21 protein-coding genes are annotated in these 22,479 nt (G+C 31.8%); 1 reads left to right on the forward strand and 20 read right to left on the reverse strand.

Annotated elements, in window-relative coordinates:
• Positions 1–4: 4 nt before the first annotated feature.
• From EI71_RS04475 to EI71_RS04550, 16 genes are all read right to left on the reverse strand, one after another.
• On the reverse strand, positions 5–1,759 hold the full coding sequence (locus EI71_RS04475; RefSeq protein ID WP_119016052.1) for a M3 family oligoendopeptidase: 1,755 nt from the start codon (positions 1,757–1,759) through the stop codon (positions 5–7).
• The gene (gene rnr, locus EI71_RS04480) at positions 1,749–4,049 is read right to left on the reverse strand and encodes a ribonuclease R (protein WP_162849765.1); all 2,301 of its coding nucleotides are present in this window, start codon (positions 4,047–4,049) and stop codon (positions 1,749–1,751) included. Before rnr ends, EI71_RS04475 begins: the two co-directional genes overlap by 11 nt.
• A gap of 77 nt (positions 4,050–4,126) precedes the next feature.
• Positions 4,127–4,363: a preprotein translocase subunit SecG gene (gene secG / locus EI71_RS04485; protein ID WP_119016054.1), complete on the reverse strand. Its 237-nt coding sequence runs from the start codon at positions 4,361–4,363 to the stop codon at positions 4,127–4,129.
• A gap of 71 nt (positions 4,364–4,434) precedes the next feature.
• The gene (locus tag EI71_RS04490; RefSeq protein WP_119016055.1) at positions 4,435–5,736 is read right to left on the reverse strand and encodes a pyrimidine-nucleoside phosphorylase; all 1,302 of its coding nucleotides are present in this window, start codon (positions 5,734–5,736) and stop codon (positions 4,435–4,437) included.
• Positions 5,737–5,746: 10 nt separating this feature from the next.
• On the reverse strand, positions 5,747–6,571 hold the full coding sequence (locus EI71_RS04495) for a prephenate dehydratase (RefSeq protein ID WP_162849766.1): 825 nt from the start codon (positions 6,569–6,571) through the stop codon (positions 5,747–5,749).
• The gene (locus tag EI71_RS04500) at positions 6,546–7,259 is read right to left on the reverse strand and encodes a Type 1 glutamine amidotransferase-like domain-containing protein (RefSeq protein WP_119016057.1); all 714 of its coding nucleotides are present in this window, start codon (positions 7,257–7,259) and stop codon (positions 6,546–6,548) included. The genes EI71_RS04495 and EI71_RS04500 overlap by 26 nt, the downstream gene beginning before the upstream one ends.
• Before the next feature lie 8 nt (positions 7,260–7,267).
• The gene (trmB, locus tag EI71_RS04505; protein WP_119016058.1) at positions 7,268–7,912 is read right to left on the reverse strand and encodes a tRNA (guanosine(46)-N7)-methyltransferase TrmB; all 645 of its coding nucleotides are present in this window, start codon (positions 7,910–7,912) and stop codon (positions 7,268–7,270) included.
• Positions 7,912–9,261: a dipeptidase PepV gene (pepV, locus tag EI71_RS04510; protein WP_162849767.1), complete on the reverse strand. Its 1,350-nt coding sequence runs from the start codon at positions 9,259–9,261 to the stop codon at positions 7,912–7,914. Before pepV ends, trmB begins: the two co-directional genes overlap by 1 nt.
• Before the next feature lie 73 nt (positions 9,262–9,334).
• Positions 9,335–9,607 carry an HPr family phosphocarrier protein gene (locus EI71_RS04515; RefSeq protein ID WP_119016060.1) on the reverse strand — a complete coding sequence of 91 codons (273 nt, stop codon included), beginning with the start codon at positions 9,605–9,607 and terminating at the stop codon, positions 9,335–9,337.
• Between the two features lie 14 nt (positions 9,608–9,621).
• The gene (locus EI71_RS04520; RefSeq protein WP_162849768.1) at positions 9,622–9,984 is read right to left on the reverse strand and encodes a PTS sugar transporter subunit IIB; all 363 of its coding nucleotides are present in this window, start codon (positions 9,982–9,984) and stop codon (positions 9,622–9,624) included.
• Between the two features lie 106 nt (positions 9,985–10,090).
• Entirely contained in the window at positions 10,091–11,221 is a 1,131-nt protein-coding gene (gene tgt / locus EI71_RS04525; RefSeq protein WP_119016062.1) for a tRNA guanosine(34) transglycosylase Tgt, read from the reverse strand.
• Positions 11,221–11,730: a peptidylprolyl isomerase gene (locus EI71_RS04530; protein WP_119016063.1), complete on the reverse strand. Its 510-nt coding sequence runs from the start codon at positions 11,728–11,730 to the stop codon at positions 11,221–11,223. Before EI71_RS04530 ends, tgt begins: the two co-directional genes overlap by 1 nt.
• An 11-nt stretch (positions 11,731–11,741) precedes the next feature.
• Positions 11,742–12,758: a tRNA preQ1(34) S-adenosylmethionine ribosyltransferase-isomerase QueA gene (gene queA / locus EI71_RS04535; RefSeq protein ID WP_119016098.1), complete on the reverse strand. Its 1,017-nt coding sequence runs from the start codon at positions 12,756–12,758 to the stop codon at positions 11,742–11,744.
• Complete coding sequence (gene ruvB / locus EI71_RS04540) at positions 12,758–13,777, reverse strand: Holliday junction branch migration DNA helicase RuvB (protein WP_162849773.1); 1,020 nt, start codon at positions 13,775–13,777, stop codon at positions 12,758–12,760. Before ruvB ends, queA begins: the two co-directional genes overlap by 1 nt.
• A 17-nt stretch (positions 13,778–13,794) precedes the next feature.
• The gene (gene ruvA, locus EI71_RS04545) at positions 13,795–14,361 is read right to left on the reverse strand and encodes a Holliday junction branch migration protein RuvA (protein WP_119016064.1); all 567 of its coding nucleotides are present in this window, start codon (positions 14,359–14,361) and stop codon (positions 13,795–13,797) included.
• A gap of 91 nt (positions 14,362–14,452) precedes the next feature.
• Positions 14,453–15,037, reverse strand: coding sequence for a class I SAM-dependent methyltransferase (locus EI71_RS04550; protein WP_119016065.1), 585 nt, complete (start codon positions 15,035–15,037; stop codon positions 14,453–14,455).
• Positions 15,038–15,122: 85 nt separating this feature from the next.
• Here EI71_RS04550 and EI71_RS04555 point away from each other — a divergent pair, with 85 nt between their 5' ends.
• On the forward strand, positions 15,123–18,530 hold the full coding sequence (locus EI71_RS04555; protein ID WP_119016066.1) for a hypothetical protein: 3,408 nt from the start codon (positions 15,123–15,125) through the stop codon (positions 18,528–18,530).
• A gap of 39 nt (positions 18,531–18,569) precedes the next feature.
• Here EI71_RS04555 and ftsZ read toward each other — a convergent pair whose 3' ends face one another.
• The 4 genes from ftsZ to efp all read right to left on the reverse strand — a co-directional run bounded on the left by ftsZ (position 18,570) and on the right by efp (position 22,463).
• Entirely contained in the window at positions 18,570–19,826 is a 1,257-nt protein-coding gene (gene ftsZ, locus EI71_RS04560; protein ID WP_119016067.1) for a cell division protein FtsZ, read from the reverse strand.
• A 178-nt stretch (positions 19,827–20,004) separates the two neighbouring features.
• Positions 20,005–20,442 carry a 3-hydroxyacyl-ACP dehydratase FabZ gene (gene fabZ / locus EI71_RS04565; RefSeq protein WP_119016068.1) on the reverse strand — a complete coding sequence of 146 codons (438 nt, stop codon included), beginning with the start codon at positions 20,440–20,442 and terminating at the stop codon, positions 20,005–20,007.
• Positions 20,443–20,477: 35 nt separating this feature from the next.
• On the reverse strand, positions 20,478–21,887 hold the full coding sequence (locus EI71_RS04570; protein WP_119016069.1) for a hemolysin family protein: 1,410 nt from the start codon (positions 21,885–21,887) through the stop codon (positions 20,478–20,480).
• A gap of 18 nt (positions 21,888–21,905) precedes the next feature.
• A complete protein-coding gene (gene efp / locus EI71_RS04575) occupies positions 21,906–22,463 on the reverse strand; it encodes an elongation factor P (protein ID WP_119016070.1) in 558 nt (185 codons plus the stop codon).
• Between the last annotated feature and the right edge of the window lie 16 nt (positions 22,464–22,479).

Here is a 22,479-nt window from a genome sequence, read left to right on the forward strand (position 1 = left end):
TCACCTATTTCAATAATTCTTTAAATAATTCTATATCTTCTTCTATAGTTTTTAAAGAAGAAATCCAAAATTCCTTCTTAGTAATATCGATACCCATAGATAATGCGACATCTTCCGCATCCATTATACAAGTATTTTTTAACATTTGGTCATAATTTTTTACAAATTCATCTTTGTTTTCCATATATTTTGCATATAAGCCCTTTGCATATAATAAGCCAAAGGCATATGGCCAATTATAAAAACCATTGGATGCACTATAGTAATGGGATTTACATAACCACATATATGGATGTAAATAGTTAGAATCTAATCCATCACCATAGGATTCCTTTTGAGCTTTTATCATAAATTCACACATATCTGATGCAGATAATGGCTTAGATACATCTTCATTAGCAACCATGTTTTCAAATAAATATCTAGATAAGATATCTACTACACATTGAGTATCTTCTTGTAATGAATTTTCAACTACAGTAAGCTTTTCTAATCTATCCTTAGTTTCTTCTATAAGCTTTTTACTCATTAATGTTTGGCATAGAATAGATGCAGTTTCAGCTAGCTGCATAGGATAATCCTGATTTAATGGTAAGGAATCCTTTAATACTTCATTATGATATGCATGACCAAGCTCATGAGCTAGGGTTTGAATATCACTCATTTGGCCTGTAAAATTTGTTAAAACTCTAGATTCACCAATAGGAGTTATACCAGAACAGAAGGCACCACCAACCTTACCCTCGTGAGGTAGGGCATCAATCCAGCCCTCATGGAATGCCTTATAGCCCATTTCATATAAATGGTTAGAGAAGGATTTATATACATCCAATACTTCACTTTCTGCTTCTTCATATGTATAAGTTTTTGTTAAATTTCCCATTGGGGCAAATAAATCATAAAATGGTAAGCCATTCTTATGGCCTAAGGCCTTACCCTTCGCTTTAAAATATTCTCTAAATTTAGGAAGCTCCTCTTTAATTGCCTCTATCATAGCATCTAGTGTTTCTTTTTTCATATGGTTCTTTTTAAGTGCCATATCTAAAATACTATTATATCCTCTTAAGGAGCACATAATATTGGCTTCTCTTTTAATATTATTTAATCCCATGGCAACTGCATCCTTAATGCTTTGGTATGCATCTAATTCTGCTAGATATGCATTTTTTCTTACAATTGGATCCTTATCATAAGCTAATCCTCTTACACTAGATAAAGGCATTGCTTCTTTAAAGCCTTCTACCTTAATAGACAAATTAGAGGTTAATTTTGATTGTAAATCACTCCAGCCATCAGAAGATACCATTCTAAGCTTAGAATATAATACCTCTTCCTTCTCAGATAGCATATGTAATGATTTTTCCTTTGCCTTTTGTAATAGATATTTATAATTCTTTAAGAAATCATTATCCTTAACTAAATCATCAATATCTATATCCTTTAGAAAATGGTTAAAGGCAACCTCTGCTTTAACTCCATCCTGTAAAATCATTTGTAAGGATGCCATTTCCCCATAGGATTCCATATCATTTACATTAGTAGATGTTTTTAGTGAAGAATAGCTAAACATTAATGTTAATAATACACTTAATCTTTCTTCACATTTTAAATATTCTTCAATAGATTCCTTTTTGAAATTTTCTGCTAAAGAAATCTCTTTTTGAATTAAGCTTTTTACTTCTTCTTTATCCTTCTTATATTCTTTTGAATCTAATGAAGTATAAAGCTTATTCAAATCCCACTCATAACTACAACTCATCTTCTTCTCCCTCAATTCTAAAATCAATCTTTCTTTCTAATCTATTCGCATAGATTACCTTAACATTTACCTTATCCCCTAAATGATAAGTAATTCTACCATTTGATGCACTCATCGTGTGCTCATTATAATCAAAATAGCCATTCATATCTCTATATGCAATTAAGCCCTCAATACCATTATTGATTTCTGCAAACATACCAAATGGTGTAATGGAAGTAATGGTTGCAGGGAAAACCTCTGCAATATGAGATTCCATATACCATGCGTATAGCATGTCATTTACTGCTCTTTCACAGTCTACTGCATTTCTTTCCGATTTGGAATTTTTAAATGCGATATCTGGTAATATTGCTTGGTATCTTCTTATATCACGGTCTAGGGTTTCACTTGGATGTAAAAATAACTTTTTAATCATTCTATGAACCATTAAATCTGGATATCTTCTTATCGGTGATGTGAAATGACAATAGTAATTCATAGCAAGTCCATAGTGTCCTAAGCATTCACTAGAATACTTTGCTTTCATCATACTTCTTAATAGCATAGTATTAATAATTAAATGATTTGGATGATCCTTTACATTTTCCAGTAATTGCTGGATTTCCTTTGGATGAATATCATTTTGGATATTCTTAACAGAAATCTTCATAGAAGCTATTTGATTAAATGTATTATGAAGCTTTTCTTGATCTGGCTTTTCATGAATACGATATTCACAAGGTAAATTCATAATAGACATGTGGTAAGCAACCGTTTGGTTTGCTTCTAGCATAAAATCCTCAATAAGCTTTTCTGCAGTGTCTTGTACTCTTTTATGAATTTCCTTTGGTGAACCATCTTTATTTAATTCAAATTTATATTCTTCACTTTCAAATTCAATTCCACCCTTTTTATGGCGGATTCCTCTTAGAATTTGTGATAATTCCACCATATCTAAAATCATAGGATAAATATCACTATATTCTTTTATGACTTCTTCATTTCCTTCAATCATTTTATTGACATTCGTATAAGTCATTCTGTGATGAGAATTGATTACACCTTCTACAATTTCATAATTGATAAGCTTACCCTTAGGATCTATTTCCATCAAGCAAGATAATACTAATCTATCTACTCCCTCATTTAAAGAGCATATTCCATTAGAAAGCTTATGTGGAATCATAGGGATTACTCTATCTGCAAGATATACAGATGTACCTCTACTATATGCATCTAAATCTAGAGGGTTCCCCTCAAGTACATAATGAGATACATCCGCAATATGTACCTGTAAATTGTAATTTCCATTATCTAATTTTTCTAAATATACTGCATCATCAAAGTCTTTCGAATCATCTCCATCAATAGTGATAGTAGCTAAATTTCTAAAATCTCTTCTGCCATAAATTTCTTCATTTTTAACCATATCTGGAATAGTCTTTAATTCTTCATCTGTTTCAGGAGAAAAAGGCATTTTAAAGCCATATTCTAAGGCAATTTCAGATATTTCAATACCAGGATCATCTGGTGAACCTAATACTTCAGTAATTTTACCCTTTATAGAATAACCCTTTGTATATTCTATATCACAAGATACAATTGCACCTATATATGCACCATTTAAATCCTCTTTGGATACATCTACAGTAACAGGGAAGGAATTCATTACAGATTCTACTTTATATTTAGGATACTTTTTTCCTTTAACCTGAAGTCTACCAATAACCTTTGTATGACTTCTTTCTATAATATCCTTTACAGCGGCACCCTTTAATTTATCATCATATCCTGTTGGGAATATATGACATATATCCTTATCATATGCATTTCCTAAATCATCAGGAGAAATGTAATATTCTTCTTCCTCACCTTCAACCTTTGCAAATGCATAGCCTCTTTCTTTTACATCTAGAGTTGCAACCTTTAAAATAGAATAGATATCATAAAATGGAGAATAATAAATAATTCCCTCATCCTCTAAGCACTTTAAAGTTGCCTTAAGCTCCTTTGGATTAACATTAAGTACCTTAGATAAGGTAGAGAATTTATAAATATGATAATCTCTTATCTTTTCTATAACCTGCTCCTTATCTACCATTCCAAAGGATTTTTCTTTTTTCTTTGGGCTAAGCTTATATAGCTCAAGGTTATCTAAATATTTAATTTGTCCATCCTTTAGTAAGTCATTTAAAGCATCTTCTATTTCATCATCACTAAGATTTAAAGCCTTCGCTAATAAATCTTTAGATAATGCATAGGATTTTAAATTCTTTTTAATCTCTTCTTTAATTTTTCTTTTATCCATATAAGCTAACCTCCTATCTATATTTATTATACAAGAAAAAAGGGGATTTTCGTATTGAAAATCCCCATTAAATATCATTATCTTGTATGTAAGAATACAGAAACAAGAACTAATGCTATATATACAACAGCCAAACCAGCAGTTGTTCTTTGCATGAATAATTCTACGCCTCTTGTTTTTTGGTTCTTGAATAAATCTGATTTACTACCATTGAAGGCATCATTGATATCATCCTTAGAGCCTTGAAGCATAACGATAATGATTAATAGAATTGCAACAATCGCTACGAAAATATCGATTATAAAGTCTTGCATATGAACACCTCCAACCCGAACTACTTGTTTATTATACTGGAATTAAGCACTTATTTCAAGCATTAAAACAATTATTTTACAACTTTAAGAATTAACTTTGGTTGAATCTTTGTATCTCCAATAGCATAAGCATCAAAAACACATTTTGTTTCTAAAGAAACATCTTCTTTATTTGCGTGAATATAAGCTAATACTTCGCCCTTTTCTACATAGTCTCCAACCTTTTTATTTAAAACAATACCAACGGCATGGTCAATCTTATCATCCATCTTAGCTCTACCACCACCTAAATACATAGATGCGTGGCCAATAGCTAGGGCATCAATTCTTGTAACATATCCATCTTTAGTGGAAGTAACAGGAACGATATATTTTGCCTTAGGGAATTTATCTGGATTTAAAATATATGAAGAATCTCCACCTTGAGCATCAACTAGCTCAACAAACTTATGTAATGCTTCTTTATTTTCAATTTGTCTTAATGCAAGCTTATAAGCTTCCTCATGGCTTTTCGCAAGACCTGAATCTAAGATTAATTCTGCAGATACTTCCATACATAATTCTGTAAAATCCTTTGGTCCATGTCCATTTAAAGTATCAATTGCTTCAATTACTTCTAAAGAATTACCAACTGCCAAGCCTAAAGGTTCATCCATATTTGTAAGCTCTGCACTCATCTTCTTACCACACATCTTACCGATTGATACCATTAATTCAGCAAGCTTTGTTGCTTGATCTAAATTTTTCATAAATGCACCAGAGCCAACCTTAACATCTAAAGAAATTACATCAGCTCCAGATGCAAGCTTCTTACTCATAATAGAAGATGCAATAAGTGGAATAGACTCTACTGTCGCGGTAACATCTCTTAAAGCATAAAGCTTTTTATCTGCAGGGGCTAAATCTGCAGTTTGTCCAATTAGGGCAATACCAATACGGTTTACCTGATTAATAAAATCTTCTTCTTTTATTCCAATAGTATATCCTGGAATAGATTCAAGCTTATCTAGTGTACCACCAGTATGACCTAATCCTCTACCACTCATTTTTGCAAACTTAATACCTAAGGATGCAACAAGTGGTGCAACAACTAAGCTTGTTTTATCTCCTACACCACCAGTGGAATGCTTATCTACTTTTACACCATGAATCTTAGATAAGTCTAAAATATCTCCACTATTTAGCATAGCCTTAGTCATCCAAGTCGCTTCCTCATCATCCATTCCTTGGAAATATACTGCCATATTAAAGGCACTCATTTGGTAATCTTGTACTGTATCGCCTTTTGTAAATCCATTTACCATGAATTTAATTTCATCTTCGGTAAGCTTATTACCATTTCTCTTTTTTTCAATAATATCTACTGCTCTCATAAAAAACTCCTTAATCTAGGGCATTATATACGCCCAAATTCTCGATATCGAAACCTTTTGTTCTAAGCTCTCTTACAAGCTCATTTAAGCACGATACCTCATTAATGCTTAATGAAGCCTCCATATAGAAGTTATATTTGCCTAAATCTACCTTTGATGGTCTAGATAGAATCGAATTTAGATTGATGTTGTAATCATGAAATTTACTTAAGATATCATAAAGTAAACCAGGACGATCTTCTTTGGAGAATACAACTAAAGAGGCATTAAGCATTCCTCTTAAGCCAATCATTCTTTTCTCACTTGTAACAATGAAGAATCTTGTTTCATTCTTCATAGAATCGGCAACATGAGAAATAACTGTTTTATAGTTTCTTTTTTCTAAAACATGAATAGGAATAATAGCACCAAAATTTTCATCTGCCTTATCTAATAAGTCAGCACTTTCTACATTACTATCCGTTTTTATGACATTGAAGTCATGTTCTAGTATGAATTCTAAGCATTGGCCAAAGGCTTTAAATTGACAGTAGATGTTTTTAACATTTTTGATATTAGAAGCGTTTGTAACAAACGCAAAATCAATAGATAGCTTTACTTGGTCAATAATGGTTAAATTTCTTTGAATGATTTTATCTAATGCTTCCATTACAAATCCATCTAAAGTATTTTCAAATGGTAAAATAGCTAGTGTTTCATCATCACAGGCTAAGGCTGTTTTAATGATTGTTGGATAAAATACCTTTTCAACCGATTTAATATTATGTTCTTTTAAATATTTATCTAAAGCTACATCACAATATGTATTTTTAGGGCCTAATACTGCTATTTTCATATAGTTCTCCTTCATATAATGGCTTCATCTTATATGAATCATAAGGAGAGAATGCATATACACTCATTCTCTTATCATCCTTTAAGATATAATATGTATCCTCTTCAATTACAACTGCACAATCCTCTTCAATTCCAAAGGATAGTAATCCATATTTTTTTATTTCGTCATTATAAAATATTAAATCTTCATTTTGATAATGAGGGCACATACTAATATTTAAAATTCCTAATCCCTCTACCATCTTATAGTTGTAATTATGGAAATTATCTTGATACATATATTTATCTCCCATAGAGATTTTAGCCAGTAGCATAGCTCCTGCAGAGGAGCCTACTATTATTTTATTATCTACTGTATGATGTCTTAAAATTTCATCTAGTTTATTTTCTTTGAAATAAGCAATTAAATCATCGCTCATTCCACCTCCGATATATAGCATATCGGATTTTTCCAATAACTCCTCAAAGGAGTCTTTATTTTCAAAGGTTAAATCTAAAATATTGCAGGATAAGCCTTCCATCATTTTATGGAATTTTAGAATAGACTTTTCTATATCCTTAACAGCATATGGACAATATAGCACAGTTGGGGATTCCTTACCAATCTTTTCTAGTAAGACTCTTTCAATACGATTATTTACTTTTTCACGATTGACCTTACCGCCAATTAATGCATAAATTGCCATATTTACACCTACTTCTTTTCTGCGACTAACCTATAAATTGGTCCAAGCTTCGACCATTTATCTTCAAATTCCGTGGTGATATTATCTGGATATTTTTCAGTTTCATTATGTAAATCCAAACAAATATCATGAAGCTTCCAACCATTATCATTAAAGGATTCTAAAGAGAATTCAAAGAAATGGCGATTATCTGTTTTTTGCTCAATATTTCCATCCTCTTTTAGAATTATCCTATATTGATCTAAGAATGTCTTAAAAGTTAATCTTCTTTTGGCATGGCACTTCTTAGGCCATGGATCGGAGAAGTTTAAATAAATTTTAGAAACCTCACCCTTATCAAAGTATTCTGTGATAGATTCTGCATCAATTACAGCAAGTTTTAAATTAGGAATATCATCTAAAATTGCCTTTTCTAGTGCTCTTAAAAGCACAGAATCAAACTTTTCTAAGGCAACATAATTGATATTTGGATTTCTTTTTGCAAGCTCCATTATGAATTGTCCCTTACCACATCCAATTTCGATATATAGAGGATTCTCATTTTTAAATAAGCTTTGCCATTTTCCTTTATAGATTTTTGCATCCTCAATATAATATGTATTATTATTTTGAGCTAAACGTTCTCTTGCGTTCTTTACTTTTCTTAATCTCATTATTTTGTTAATTCGTATATAGCCTTAAAGTAAACCTCAACTGCTAAGTCAAAATCACTTTCATATAAATATTCATTCGCTATATGACAAACATCCTCTCTTCCTACAACAAGTGGTCCAAAGGCAACGGCCTGGCCAATTTCTCTAGCATAAGTACCACCACCAATAGTAATTGGTCCATTCGTAGTGTCCTTTGTAACTTCCTTATAAACATCCATAAGCTTTGTAACTAATTCAGATTTAGGGCTTACATAATGTCTTGGGCTATTATATAGAATCTTATAGCTATAGCCATATTTTTTAGTGGCATTAGCTACCTTTTCTTCAATTACTTTAAACTGACTATCTAGTGGCACTCTACAGTTAACACCAAATTTAAGCTTTCCATCCTCTATTCTTACTACTGCAAAATTGGAAGTTAAATATTTCATTTCCTCATCATACATATCATAGCCAAGCTTTTTACCCCAAGTATCTCCTAAGAAATACTCATCCATAAATTTAGCAATTTTGCTATCTGTATATTCATGTAAGAATTCAAATAATATATATGCGGCATTCACTCCAATTTCAGGGTTCATAGCGTGTGCTGCAACACCATATGCAATATATTCCCCATTTTGGTATTTACCGTTATAATTCTTATCCTTCAAAAACTTTTCAAACTCTTTAGAGTAATCACTCTTTAAAGTCATCTTAGCTTCACTAGGCACAACATTATATCTATCTCCTGCAGTAAATGTAAGAATTATATCATCACTAGAATCTCCATAGATATCATAAGATGTCATTGCCTTTTCGCCATAGATTAGTGGGAAGCAAGCATCAGGAGAAAAACCTAGGGTTGGCTTTTCTTCTTTTTCTAGATATCTTTCTAGACATCTAGAACCAGACTCTTCATCACAACCCATAATTAAGCGAATTCTTCTTTTAGGCTTAAAGCCCATATCTTTTAGCATTTTTAGTGCAATATAAGAAGCTACAAGTGGCCCTTTATCATCTAAGGAACCTCTTGCAAACATCTTGCCACCATCGAATCTTAATTCAAATGGATTAGAATCCCATTCACTCTCATTTACAGGCACAACATCTAAATGAGCAAGTACACCTAAAATTTCATTTCCTTCACCATATTCAATATGGCCTGCATAATTATCGATATTCTTTGTTATAAAGCCATCAGACTTTCCAACAGATAGGATATATTCTAATGCTTTTTTATTTTCAATACCAAAAGGTGCATCACTATTTTCTTTATATTCATCTAAAACAGACTTATAAGAAATTAATTTTTTTAAAACCTCAATCGCATAAGGTCTTTCTTTTTTATATAATTCACTAAAATCCATAATTCCCTCCAAAAATGAAAAAACAAAACGAATGTTCAACTTTAGGAAACAATTCATTTTGTTTTAATCCTTCTTATAATTCTTTTCCTAATCCTTGTTTAACAAGTGCATCGGTAATCGCATCCATTGCTTCGATTTCATCTTTACCATCGCACTTAATTTCTATTGTTGTTCCCGCATAAATGCCTAAGGCCATAACACCCATAATGGATTTAAAGTCTACGGTTTTTCTTAATGCAGTCAATGTAATATTTGATTCAAATACCATTGCGACATTCACTAATGAGGTCGCTGGTCTTGCATGAATACCCGTTTCACTTGTAATTCTAAAAGATTTTTTAATCATATCAAATACCCTCCCTAAAGAATGTTATCTAAAGCCTTTTTTATAATTTGACTATCTAGTTTGAATAAAGTTTTGATTATATTACCTGTTACAAATACACCAGATGTAGCAATTGTTTTAATTCCTTCTAAATCCACAGTATCTAAATCAGCTACCTGGAATTTTAATCTGCCATTATCTACAGTTACTTCTTCTATATTATCCTTACCACCAAGAAGGTTAATTAAATTATTTGTAAATTCATCATCCACCTTGATGTGCTTAGGTTTATTATTTCCTTTTAATACCACAAAGACAATAATTAACACTATTGCTGCTATAACTACTACGCCTATCCCACAAAGTAATGCGATAAACCAAGGTTCCATTTTTACCACAAATATCCCTCCTCAAATCGAAAGCGTTCCCATAATCCATTATAATTTCTTTTCATAGAATATTCAAGCCTTTTTCTTTATAAAAGAAAAGGAACACAAGGTGCTCCTAGTTTTCTTCTTTCGTATAACCAAACTTTTTAAAGAATTCGTTTTTGAAATCTAATAGACGGTCCTCTTTAATGGCATCTCTAATTTGATGCATTAAATTCTTTAGAAAATATAAGTTATGGTAGCTTACAAGTCTCATACCTAATATTTCTTCTTCACGAATTAAATGATTTAAATATGCCATAGAGAATGTTTTACATACATAGCAATTGCATTCAGGATCTAGTGGAGTATGTAATCTTACATACTTAGAATTCTTAATTTGAATCTTACCATAGGATGTAAATGCACAGCCATGACGTGCATTACGTGTAGGTAATACACAATCAAACATATCAATCCCATTCATAGAACCAACAATTAAATCATCTGGGGAGCCTACTCCCATTAAATATCTTGGCTTATTGGTTGGCATAATTGTTTTTAGATATTCTAGCATTTCATACATATCTTCTTTAGATTCACCAACAGATAATCCACCAATAGAATATCCTGGGAAGCCTATTTTTTCTAATTCCTCTAAACAATGCTTACGGATTTCTTTATTTCCTCCGCCCTGAACAATACCAAATAAGGCTTGAGTATCTGGATTCTTATGAGCATCCTTACCTCTTTTTGCCCAACGAATAGTTCTTTCTACGGATTCTCTCATATATTTTTCTGAAGAATCAAATGGAGGACATTCATCAAAGGACATAATAATATCTGCCCCAAGATTATTTTGAATCTCTATAGATTTTTCTGGAGATAAGAATAATTTAGCTCCGCTCTTATGATGACGGAAATATACTCCTTCTTCTTTTATCTTACGAATAGAGGATAAAGAGAATACCTGGAATCCTCCTGAATCTGTTAATAATGCGCCATCCCAATTCATAAAGCCACGAATGCCGCCAAATTCATGAATTAAATTATCTCCTGGCTGTAACCATAAATGATAAGTATTACCTAATATTAATCCATCTGAGATTTCTCTTATTTCTGATGGAATTAATGTTTTAACATTAGCTTTAGTTCCAACAGGCATAAAGATAGGTGTCTCAAAATCTCCATGAGGAGTATGTAAAATACCATATCTTGCGCCTGTTTGTTTACATACATGCTTTAGCTCATACCATACTGGTTCCATTATCTTACCCTCGTAATGGATTTAATTCTTACATCCTCAACTGGCTTGTCTCTACCATCCGTTTTTACATTAGCAATCTTATCTACAGTTTCTAATCCTTCAACTACAACACCAAATGCGGCATAGCCACCATCTAGATGTGGAGTATTTACATGGCAAATAAAGAACTGGCTAGATGCAGAATTAGGGTTTTGGCTTCTTGCCATAGAAATAACACCCCTAGTGTGCTCAAGAGTATTCTTTACGCCATTTTGCATAAATTCACCCTTAATCTTTTCTTTAGAACCACCCATACCAGTACCAGTAGGATCTCCACCTTGAATCATAAAGTCCTTGATGACTCTATGGAAAATTAAGCCATCATAAAATTTCTCTTCTACAAGCTTTAAGAAATTTTCAACTGTAATTGGAGCAACAGAAGGGAAAAGTTCAAGCTCCATAACACCATAGTTTCCCATATCAATAGAAACTCTTGGATTTGTATCATTTAAATACTTTGTATATTTCATAATATTCTCCTTTATTTTATAAACATGGCATCTCCAAAGGAAAAGAATCTATATTTTTCCTTAACGGCTTCTTTATAAGCATCTAATATGAATTCTCTTCCAGCAAAGGCAGATACTAGCATAATTAGTGTTGATTTTGGTAAATGGAAATTTGTAATCTGTGCATCAATTGCTTTAAATTTATATCCTGGATAAATAAAAATAGATGTATTTGCACAGGTTTCTTTAAATCCATTATCATATGCAGATTCTAAGGTTCTTGTTGAAGTAGTACCTACCGCAACAATTCTTTTACCATTCTTCTTTGCAAGATTTAATCTTTCTGCAGCCTCTTTAGAAATTTCATAATATTCGGAATGCATCACATGATTTGTTAAATCTTCTTCCTCTACTGGACGGAATGTACCAAGGCCTACATGCAAAGTAACATAGATTAGTTCTACTCCCTTTTCTTCTAGCTTTTTTAAAATCTCTGGAGTGAAATGTAATCCTGCAGTAGGTGCTGCAGCACTACCTGGGTGCTTCGCATATACCGTTTGATATCTATCCTTATCTGCTAATTTTTCATGAATATATGGAGGAAGCGGCATTTCACCAAGCTTATCTAGTATTTCAACTAAAATACCATCATATATAAGCTTAAATTTACAAATACCCTGGTCTTCCTTTTCAATGCATTCTGCCTTTAGCATACCATCTCCAAAGGATATAATTTGGCCAATGTGTACCTTTCTTTGAGGTCTAGCTAGGGTTTGCCATACATTTTCACCTAAATCCTTTAAAAGTAATACCTCAGTAACTCCACCAGTATCTCTAGTACCAATTAATCTTGCAGGAATTACCTTTGTATCATTTAAAACTAAAACATCATTGCTATCAAGATAATCAATAATATCTGTGAAATGCTTATGCTCCCATGTCTTTGTTTTTTTATCTAATACCATTAAACGAGAAGCTCCTCTATCCTTAAGTGGAGTTTGAGCAATAAGCTCCTCTGGTAAATCATAATCATAATCTGTTGTAAGTATCATGCGAAAATCCCCTTAAAATACTTAATGCCTAATGTTTCATAGGCCTTTTGTGTAGCGATTCTTCCTCTATTGCTTCTTTTGATATATCCTTCTTGTAATAGATATGGCTCATATACATCTTCGATAGTAGATACCTCTTCAGAGATAGTTGCAGCTAAGGATTCAACTCCAACAGGTCCACCCTGAAATGTTTCTACAATAGCTCTTAAATATCTAAAATCTGTATAATCTAATCCATTAGAATCAATACCAAGCTTCTTTAAAGCCTCCTTGCAAATATCTAAAGAAATGATTCCGTCATTTCTAACATCTGCAAAATCTCTTACTCTTCTAAATAGACGGTTTGCAATACGTGGTGTACCACGGCTTCTTCTTGCAAGCTCTAAGGAGGCTTCCTTATCAATTTTACAATCGAACACCTGGGCTGTTCTTTCAATAATCGTTCTAAGCTCAGGAACTGTATAATAATTCAATCTTAAAACAACACCAAAGCGATCTCTTAATGGTGCAGATAAATCACCAAATCTTGTTGTTGCACCAATTAATGTAAATGGTGGTAAATCTACTCGAATACTTCTTGTAGATGAATCCTTACCAACCATAATATCTAATACATAATCCTCCATAGCGGAATATAATACTTCCTCAACATATCTTGGAAGACGGTGAATCTCATCAATAAATAGTACGTCGCCTTCTTCTAATGTAGATAATACTGCAGCTAAATCGCCACTACGCTCTACCGATGGTCCACTAATAACTTTCATATTTACACCAAGCTCGTTAGCAACAATTTGAGCTAAGGTAGTTTTACCTAGTCCTGGAGGTCCATAAAATAGACAATGGTCTAATGCCTCATTACGCTTTAGAGCTGCCTTAATGTATACTTCAAGCATCTCTTTAGCTTCCTCTTGACCTATATATTCCTTTAATCTTTGTGGACGCAAGGATAGCTCGGAGGCTTCATCTGTTATATGCTCATTTGGATCGACGATTCTTTCGTCATCTCGAATCATAGTTGACATAATACCTCCTACTTAGCTAAAAGCTTTAATGCATCCTTAATTAAATCTCCAACCTCTTTATTCGCATCAAGCTTTGATAATACTTTTGTAAGCTCCTTCTTACCATATCCTAGTGCCATTAATGCTTCTTCTACATCAGACATTTTGGAAGTACCAGAGCCATCCGAAATCAAATCCTCTGTGAAAGTAAGCTTTCCCTTTAAATCCAAAATAATCTGCTGGCTTGCTTTAGTACCAATACCAGGGAACTTTCTTAAATAAGCATCATTTCTAGATTCTATAGCTCTTATAACCTCAGATACAGACCCAGAAGCTAAAATAGAAAGTGCACTCTTAGGTCCAATACCAGAAACAGAAATCAGTTTTAAAAATAATTCCTTTTCATCATCAGATAAGAATCCATATAAATCATTTTGGTCTTCCCTAACATACTGATATGTATAAATTTTATAATCTTCATTAAGTTTAAAATTATATGGATTTGGAACTATAAGGATATAGCCAATTCCATTATTTTCTTGAATAATATATTTAGGAGTAATCTTCGTTACCCTTCCAATAATATAACCATACATAAAAATATCACCTTTAACATCATACCATAAATAAGTCAAATTTAAAAGTGAAACAAAGTTTCAATTGTTGAAAAAAAAGGGATTTTTTCCCTTATTTCTTCAAAAAGACAAAATAGTCCTTATGGTCTATAAATAATAACCCTGTTTTATTAGCTAAAGCCTCCATAGTTTTCAAATCACAAAAGGAAATATGGGTCGAATCCCTTAAATACCACCAAGACTCTAAAGGATATTTTTTAAGCTGTGTCATGATAATAATTCTTCCATTATCATTTAATTTTTGAATCAAATCTAGCATCAAAGAATAGATATCTTTTATATGCTCAAATACTTCAATTAAAATGATTGTATCAAACAAAATATTTGGCATTTTAGGGTAATAATACAAGTCATAATAATAGCATAAAGAATCCCTATTAATAATATCTGATAAGGCGTGTATTTGACCACATCCAAAATCTAGTGATACACCTTGAATAGATGGCTTAATTTTTTCATAAACGCCTTCCATATACTTCATATATCCCGTATCACAAACATGCATATCATATCTTTCTTTTTCTTCTTTAGAAGAAAGATTAGAAATTTTTCTTAAATATCCGCATTCCTTGCATAACAAATATTCATTTTTATTGATTAGAGTTTTTAAAAACTCACCACCACAAAAACAATTCATTTTTAGATAATTCCTTTTTCTTTACTATTAGTCAAAAAAATTATATAATAATTTTGATATCTTTGCAATGAAGGAGGTGAATCCTATGGCAGCATATGAAGAAACATTAGATGCTTTAAAAACAAAGCTTTTAGAATATTTAAAACGAAGCGAAAATAGTTCCTCACAAGAACCACTAACGTTTTCTTTATTAAATAGCTTAAGAAAATCTGTTTTATCCTACACAAAAAAGATGAATCTTATTTGTAATAAAATTAAACCTCAAGAACAAAGCTATACTTCTGCCTTTGATTCACTATCTAAAGAATACTCCAAAAAAGAAAAGGAGCTAGAAGCAAAGCTTCGAAAAGATACACAAGATATCATTTCTAAATACGATGATAAAATTAATACATTAAAGGATGAAATCAAGGAGAAGGAAAAAGAAATACACTTTGAAGAAAACAATATCTTAATGGATATTGAATTCTTTATTATGGCAAGTGATCAAAATAAAGAAATGTTTGAAGCAGAATATAATGAAAATGTCAGCCGCTTCAATTACCAAATTCAGATTGCTTCTGATTCTTATTCTGAAAACACAATTCGCTTTAATGATTTATTATCAAAAGAAATTGAAAAGCTAGAGGAAAAATATAAATTATCTCTTATCGATTATGATAAGGATACAGAAAGAATCATTTCACATTATCAAAAAAATGTTGATGAATTAAATCAAATTCTAGCTAAAAAAATAGATGATTTTAATAAATTTCAAGCTCAAAAGCGCCAAAAGAAAGTAAAGGAATCTATGGAATTTAACGATAAGATTCGTGCTTTAGTTTCTTTAAGAAATGAAAAGAATCAAGAGGCTAGAAATGAATACGCAAGAAAACAGGCAGAGGCTCAAGAGACAAAGGAAAGTAAAAGGCAGCAATATCAAATGGAATCCCAAAAGATATCCAAGGAATTTGTCTTAAACATGACTGCCTTAGATGACCGTATTTCTACTTTGAAAAAAGAGTTTAATGATGCTCAAGATCAAGAAAAGAGAGCTTTAGAATATCGTCTTTTAGAGTTAAAAAAGGAAGAAGAAAAACTATTACATGATTTATATACTACTTCTACTTCAACTAAAAAGAGTGCTAAAAAAATCAAATCAGAGTATTACGGATATCAAGAAATTGAAAGAAAAAATACTGATAAAGCATTAAGCCATTTAGAAAAAGCCTATTTAGCTAATTCAGAAAAGACAAATTATCAGAAAAAACTATTAGATTTAGATCGTACCTTCAATATGAAATTCATTGTTGAAAATGAAACCTATGATAATAAAAAATTCCAAGAGATTAACAATGAATTTGAAATTGATATGAACCATGCTGTTCAAATCAATGATTTAGAGTATAACCGTGAAGCAAATAAATTAAGAAGTGAGAATAATTTAAAAACATTAAAGGAAGAGAGAAACTTTGATGAAGCAGATGCTTTGCACCAAATTGAGACAGAAAAATTAATTTGTCAAATTAAGTCTATCAAATATGAAATTGCTTCTTTTGAAGAAATTCAAAAGCTATTACATAAATTTGAAAGTGATAAATTTACTACTACTATCAATTTTAAAACAGTAAATAATCTATTAGAGGTTGAAAAATGTAAGGTTTTAGACACATTAAATAAATCTATGTACAACCTTAATGTAAAAAGCTCAAAAATGGTCTTAGATACATCAAATAAGGCTATTGATTTAAAGAATAAGGAATATGAACAAAAGGGTAAAGCTAAAATCAAAAGAAATCGTATGGTACTAAATACAGAACAAAAGCTAGTTGAATACCAAATCGAATCCTTTAAAAGAGATAAAGCCTTAGAGCTTGCTGTATTAAATAGAAACTTCTTCTTTGAATTAGATACATTAGGTCATGATTTCTTAGCTTCAAAATTCAAATTAGAATATAAGAATATTATGGGAAATCTATCTATATTAACAGAAATCATTACTATGATTCATTATATGGAAACTGATTTACTTAAGATTTTATATGATAATGTTTCTACAAGACCAGAATATAAAGAGGTTGTATGGCCATTTATAAATGAGCTATTATCTATTATCTTCCAAGGCTATCAAAGAGCTTTATCTATCTTCCATGACACAACAGATACAATGATTCATGAAAGAATTGAATTTGAAGAGACTCTAAAATATAAAGGCTTCTATAAAAACATAGAAGCAAATTATAAAGGGGAATTATCTGGATTTATAGATAAAAAGGAATACTATCTAAAGCAAATCAATGATGTTTCAGCACAATTAGAGAACAATAAAGGGCTTTTGTTCTCCTTAGATAATGATTTATACGCCAGACGTAAAAACGCCAAAAGAACAGGGAATTATGATAGTGAGCTAAAAGAGATTCAAGATACTACACTACAATATCATGATGTAGAAAATGAAAACCTTCGTCTTTCAAAGAAGCTTTTAGTTTTACAAAAGGAAGTTAGCCGTATTGATAATCAAATTTCACAAGTAAACCTAAGCTATACACGTCAGCAGGATGAAATAAAGAAAATGCAAATGACTAATGCACAAAGCTATTTTGAGCTTGAAAAATCATTAGAAAGACATATTTCTTCTTCTATTGCTGATATGAATGTGAAGCTAAGAGAACAAGATATTGATTCAAATGAATTTCAAAATTCTATTTCTATTGTTAAGGATAAAAATGAAGCATTCCTTAAACTTTCTTTAGACTTCATTGAAGGTGTTTATCAAATTATGTACCGTTTCTCTAACAATGAGCAAGATGCAATCATTAAATCTGCAGAAATCTTAGAGGCTGGTTATAAAACAGATTTATCAGAACTCGATAGAGATGATAAAAACGAAAGAGCAAATGCTAAGGCAATCTATATAAGAGAGGATCAAGCAAGGCAAGAAGAAATTATTCGCTTTGATAAAGATGTCATTCAAGATTCCATATCTATGAAGCAAAGTATTTCAAACCATGATGCACTAGTAAAAAAGCTTACTCAAAATATTCAAGAGGAAATGACCCAAGCAAATCAAACCTTTTATCAAGATTATTATGCAATTTGTGATAATCAAAAGGATGTCGTTGATAAACATGCAAAGGACATTAAGAATCTTGAGACTGAATATCAAAGAAATAGAGTTATTATTTTTGATAGATTCAAGAAAAGCAAAGCACAGCTTAAATCTATGCTAGAGGAATACATTTCATCAAGAAACGAAATCTTACAGCATTTACCAATCGCTGAAAAGGAAAATGAAAAGGCCTTCCATCTAGATGATATTAAAAAATCCATTGAGCTTGACGAAACATATCAAGAAATCAAAACAAAAAGTACTACTTCTATGAAGGAAGTATTAAAAAAAATGGATTTAATCAAAGCCGCCTTTGATTCAAAGCAAGCTGAAATTGAGCGTAATCATAAAATGTCTAAACAAAAGGAAAGACGTAATCATCAAGCTCAATTACGAAGAATATAAAAAATACCTATCACGTTTTATTGTGATAGGTTTTTCTTTTTATTTTTTCTTTAGCCAATCTGGAAGCTTAGATTTTTGAGGAGTAGGCTGAATCTGAGGATTCTTTCTTCTTTCCTTCTCTTCCTTTTCTCTTCTTTTGGCTTCTTCCTTTTCTTTCTTTCTTCTTTCCTTTTCAGATAAAGGATTAGCAAATAATTCTTCTCTTCTTGCTTCTTGTTCTAAGGAAGTATCAATTGGTTCATCAGAATCTACAGAAATATGAATATCATTCATATTCTCGCTATTAGATACATCTGCGAATTCCTGACGTACGGATGCAAATCCGCCTTCTTCCTTTTTCATATGATAACCAGTAGCTACCAAAGTAATTACTAATTCATCCTTTAAATCATTATTAATTGTAGAACCATAGAAAATATTTAAATCTGTACCAGCGAAATTACGGATTTCAGCAATAGCACTATCTACTTCAACTAAGGATAAGTTTTGGTCTGATGAGAAGCAAACAACAGCGTCTGTTGCGCCATCAAGAGTAATCTCAAGTAATGGAGAATGAATTGCCTGTCTTGCAGCTTCAATTGCTCTATTTTCACCTCTTGCAGCACCAATACCTAAAAGAGCTGTTCCTTTATTTCTCATTACAGAACGGATATCTGCAAAGTCGATATTAATTAAACCTGGTAAAGCGATAATTTCAGCAATACCCTGAACACCCTTACGTAAAATAGAATCTGCAAAACGGAAGGCTTCAACTACTGGAGTATGAATATCAACCATTTGAAGTAGCTTTTCATTTGGAATTTCAATTAGTGTATCTACATATTGTCTCATTTCCTCAAGACCAGCCATCGCATTGGACATACGAACAGGTCCTTCAAATACGAAAGGCTTTGTACAAACACCAATAGTAAGACAATTATGCTCCTTTGCGATACGAGCAATAACAGGGGCAGCACCAGTACCAGTACCTCCACCCATACCACAAGTGATAAATACCATTTCGGCATCACCAATCATCTCGTGTAAGTCATCTTCACTCTCTAAAGCAGCCTCACGACCAACCTCAGGATGTGCACCTGCACCCTGACCATGAGTTCTAGTCTTTCCAATTAATATTTTATTTTCAGCACGAGACATTTTTAAGTCTTGTGCGTCGGTATTTACAGCATAAAATTGAACGCCATGAACCTGGTTTCCAATCATATGGTCAATTGCGTTCTTTCCTGCACCACCAACTCCAATTACCTTAATCTTTGTTTGGACAGCATTGAAAGTATCGAGTTCGTCAAAAATCATATTCTCTCCTCCTTAACTTTAAAATATGCTTATCGGTATATCCCATTTTACCCTAAAAAAAAGCTTTTTTCAATAAAACGAAAATGAATATTTTCTTTATAAACAAAATTTTTAAAAACAATCAATTCTATAAGAGAAATTTATAAAACAAGTGTCTTCTTTTCACTAAATTTTCATACTATCTGATAGCAACCACTAAGTCTGCTTGACAAGCTAAGCACCCATCAACATAGGCTTCTCCATGAGCCTTTCCAAGTCCATGACGAACACGTCCTTGAGTAATTGTAATGTATACTTCTTCCTTAGGTAATATGCTTCTTCGCCACTTAATATTATCTGCGCCTACCAAAAATACATTCTTTCCTTTATTTTCTTCTAAGGATAAACAGTATACAGCTCCAGTTTGAGCTATTGCCTCTAACACTAATACTCCAGGTACTACTGGTAGATTTGGGAAATGTCCTTTAAAGAAATCTTCTTCTCCAGTAAAAGTCTTTTTGCCTTTAACTATTATATTTCCATCCTCTAAAACATTTACTTCTAATATTTCATCTAATAATAGCATAGGTTCTCTATGTGGAATTATTCTTTTTATATCTTCTTTATTATATAGCATATTTTCTCTCCAAAAGAAAAGCCCTTTGATAGGGCTTAATCTTCTTCACTATCCTCTTTATAAGCTTCAATTTCTTCTTCTGTTGCATCTCTTAATTCAATCTTAGCCATAGTAATTCTATGATCTAAAACCTCTGCAACACTAATCTTAAGCATTTTTGCATAATCCTGGTATTCACTAGTTTCTTCATCCTCTGATGTATAAACGCTTAAATACTCAAAAGAAAATCCTACCTCAGGTAAATCCTCTGCCTTTTCAAAAAGCCATGTAGAAAGCTTCGCAGGAGCATCTAGAGGAACTCCACCAATGCCCATTTTTTCAAATGCATCATCTACAAACATATCCGCATCAATTAAATAAGAACCATCCTCAAGCTTTTCAAACTTTAAATCATCCTCACCAATAATATCATGCTCATCGTAGATTTCACCAAATAATTCTTCCATTGCATCCTCTAATGTTACAAGACCAATGACTTCACCATATTCACCAATTACCATAGCAATATGAGTTTTAGATTCCTGGAATTCTTGAATTAGAGCATCTACTTTCATAGTTGCAGCAACAAATTTAACAGGTCGAATTAATCTTTTCCAATTTAGTTTTGGATTTTTAATTAAAGCAGGGAAGAAATCACGAACATGTAAAACACCAATCATATGGTCTTTATCCTTTTTGTAAACAGGAATTCTAGAATAAGCATTATCCATCATGAAGTCTTTTACCTCTTCAAGTGGAGCCATTACATCTAAAACCTCCATTTTTACTCTAGGTGTCATAATGTCTTTTACACTTCTATCATTTAAATCTAATGTTTTACGCATTAAATCTGCTTCATCATGCTCAATTGCACCTGTATCTTCCATTTGGTCAATAGCTACCTCAAGCTCATCCTCTTGCATAGTATCTTGAGTTTCTTCTTGCTTTATTGTAATTAGTTTTTGAATTCCAACAAAGAACATTACGAAAGGCCATAAGATAATGGATAATACATAAATAATCCAAGCTACTCGAATTGAAATATTTTCTGGATTTCTCTTAGCTAACATTTTTGGCACAATTTCACCAAAAATTAATAATACAACAGTAACAGATAATGTAGATATAAGGCTTACCCAATCTTCATTTTGAATTAATTCAGCAAACCATAATACTGCTAAAGTAGATAATGCAACATTAACTAAATTATTACCAATTAATAAAGTAATTAATGTCTTATCAAAGCTATCATATAGCTGTAATGCTTTTTTTGCACCATGTCTTCTATCTTCAATTGCAACTCTTAATTTCACATCACTTGCAGATGAGAATGCAGTTTCACTCATAGAAAAGAATGCTGATAACAAAATCAAGGCTATCATTACAACTAATACGATATAAAATTTAGCATCTACATTTAAAATAATCGAAAGTCCCGCGAGAGGCACCTCTAATACGTTTTTCAAATTACAACACTCCTATACTTAAGCTCTACTAGAATACTTACCAGTATCTGTGCTTATAATAATGTCCTCACCAGATTCAATAAATAGTGGAACCTTAATTGTCATACCTGTTTCTAAAACTGCATCCTTCATTTGATTTGAAGAAGCAGAACCCTTAGATGCAGGATCACATTCAACTACCTTTAATGTAACCTTATCAGGAAGTAAAATACCGATAATTTCATTACCATATTTTTCGATATTAACATTCTGGTTTTCTCTTAAGAACTGCTTTTCATATTCAACTAAGGAATATGGAAGCTCAATCTGCTCATAAGTGTCATTATCCATAAATACTAATGCATTTCCATCATCATATAGATATTGCATTTCTACCTTATCAATAACTGCCTTTTCTACCTTTTCAGCTGCATTAAATGTATAATCAATAACTGCTCCAGTTCTTAAATTACGTAATTTAGTTCTTACGAATGCACCACCCTTACCAGGCTTTACATGCATAAATTCCATAATCTTATAAATGTTTCCATCATAAAGAATGGTCATTCCATTCTTAAAATCATTACTAGATACCATTTTTATTCCTCCATAT

The sequence above is a fragment of the Anaeroplasma bactoclasticum genome, assembly GCF_003550015.1.
Classification (GTDB): Bacteria; Bacillota_I; Bacilli_A; order Acholeplasmatales; family Anaeroplasmataceae; genus Anaeroplasma; species Anaeroplasma bactoclasticum.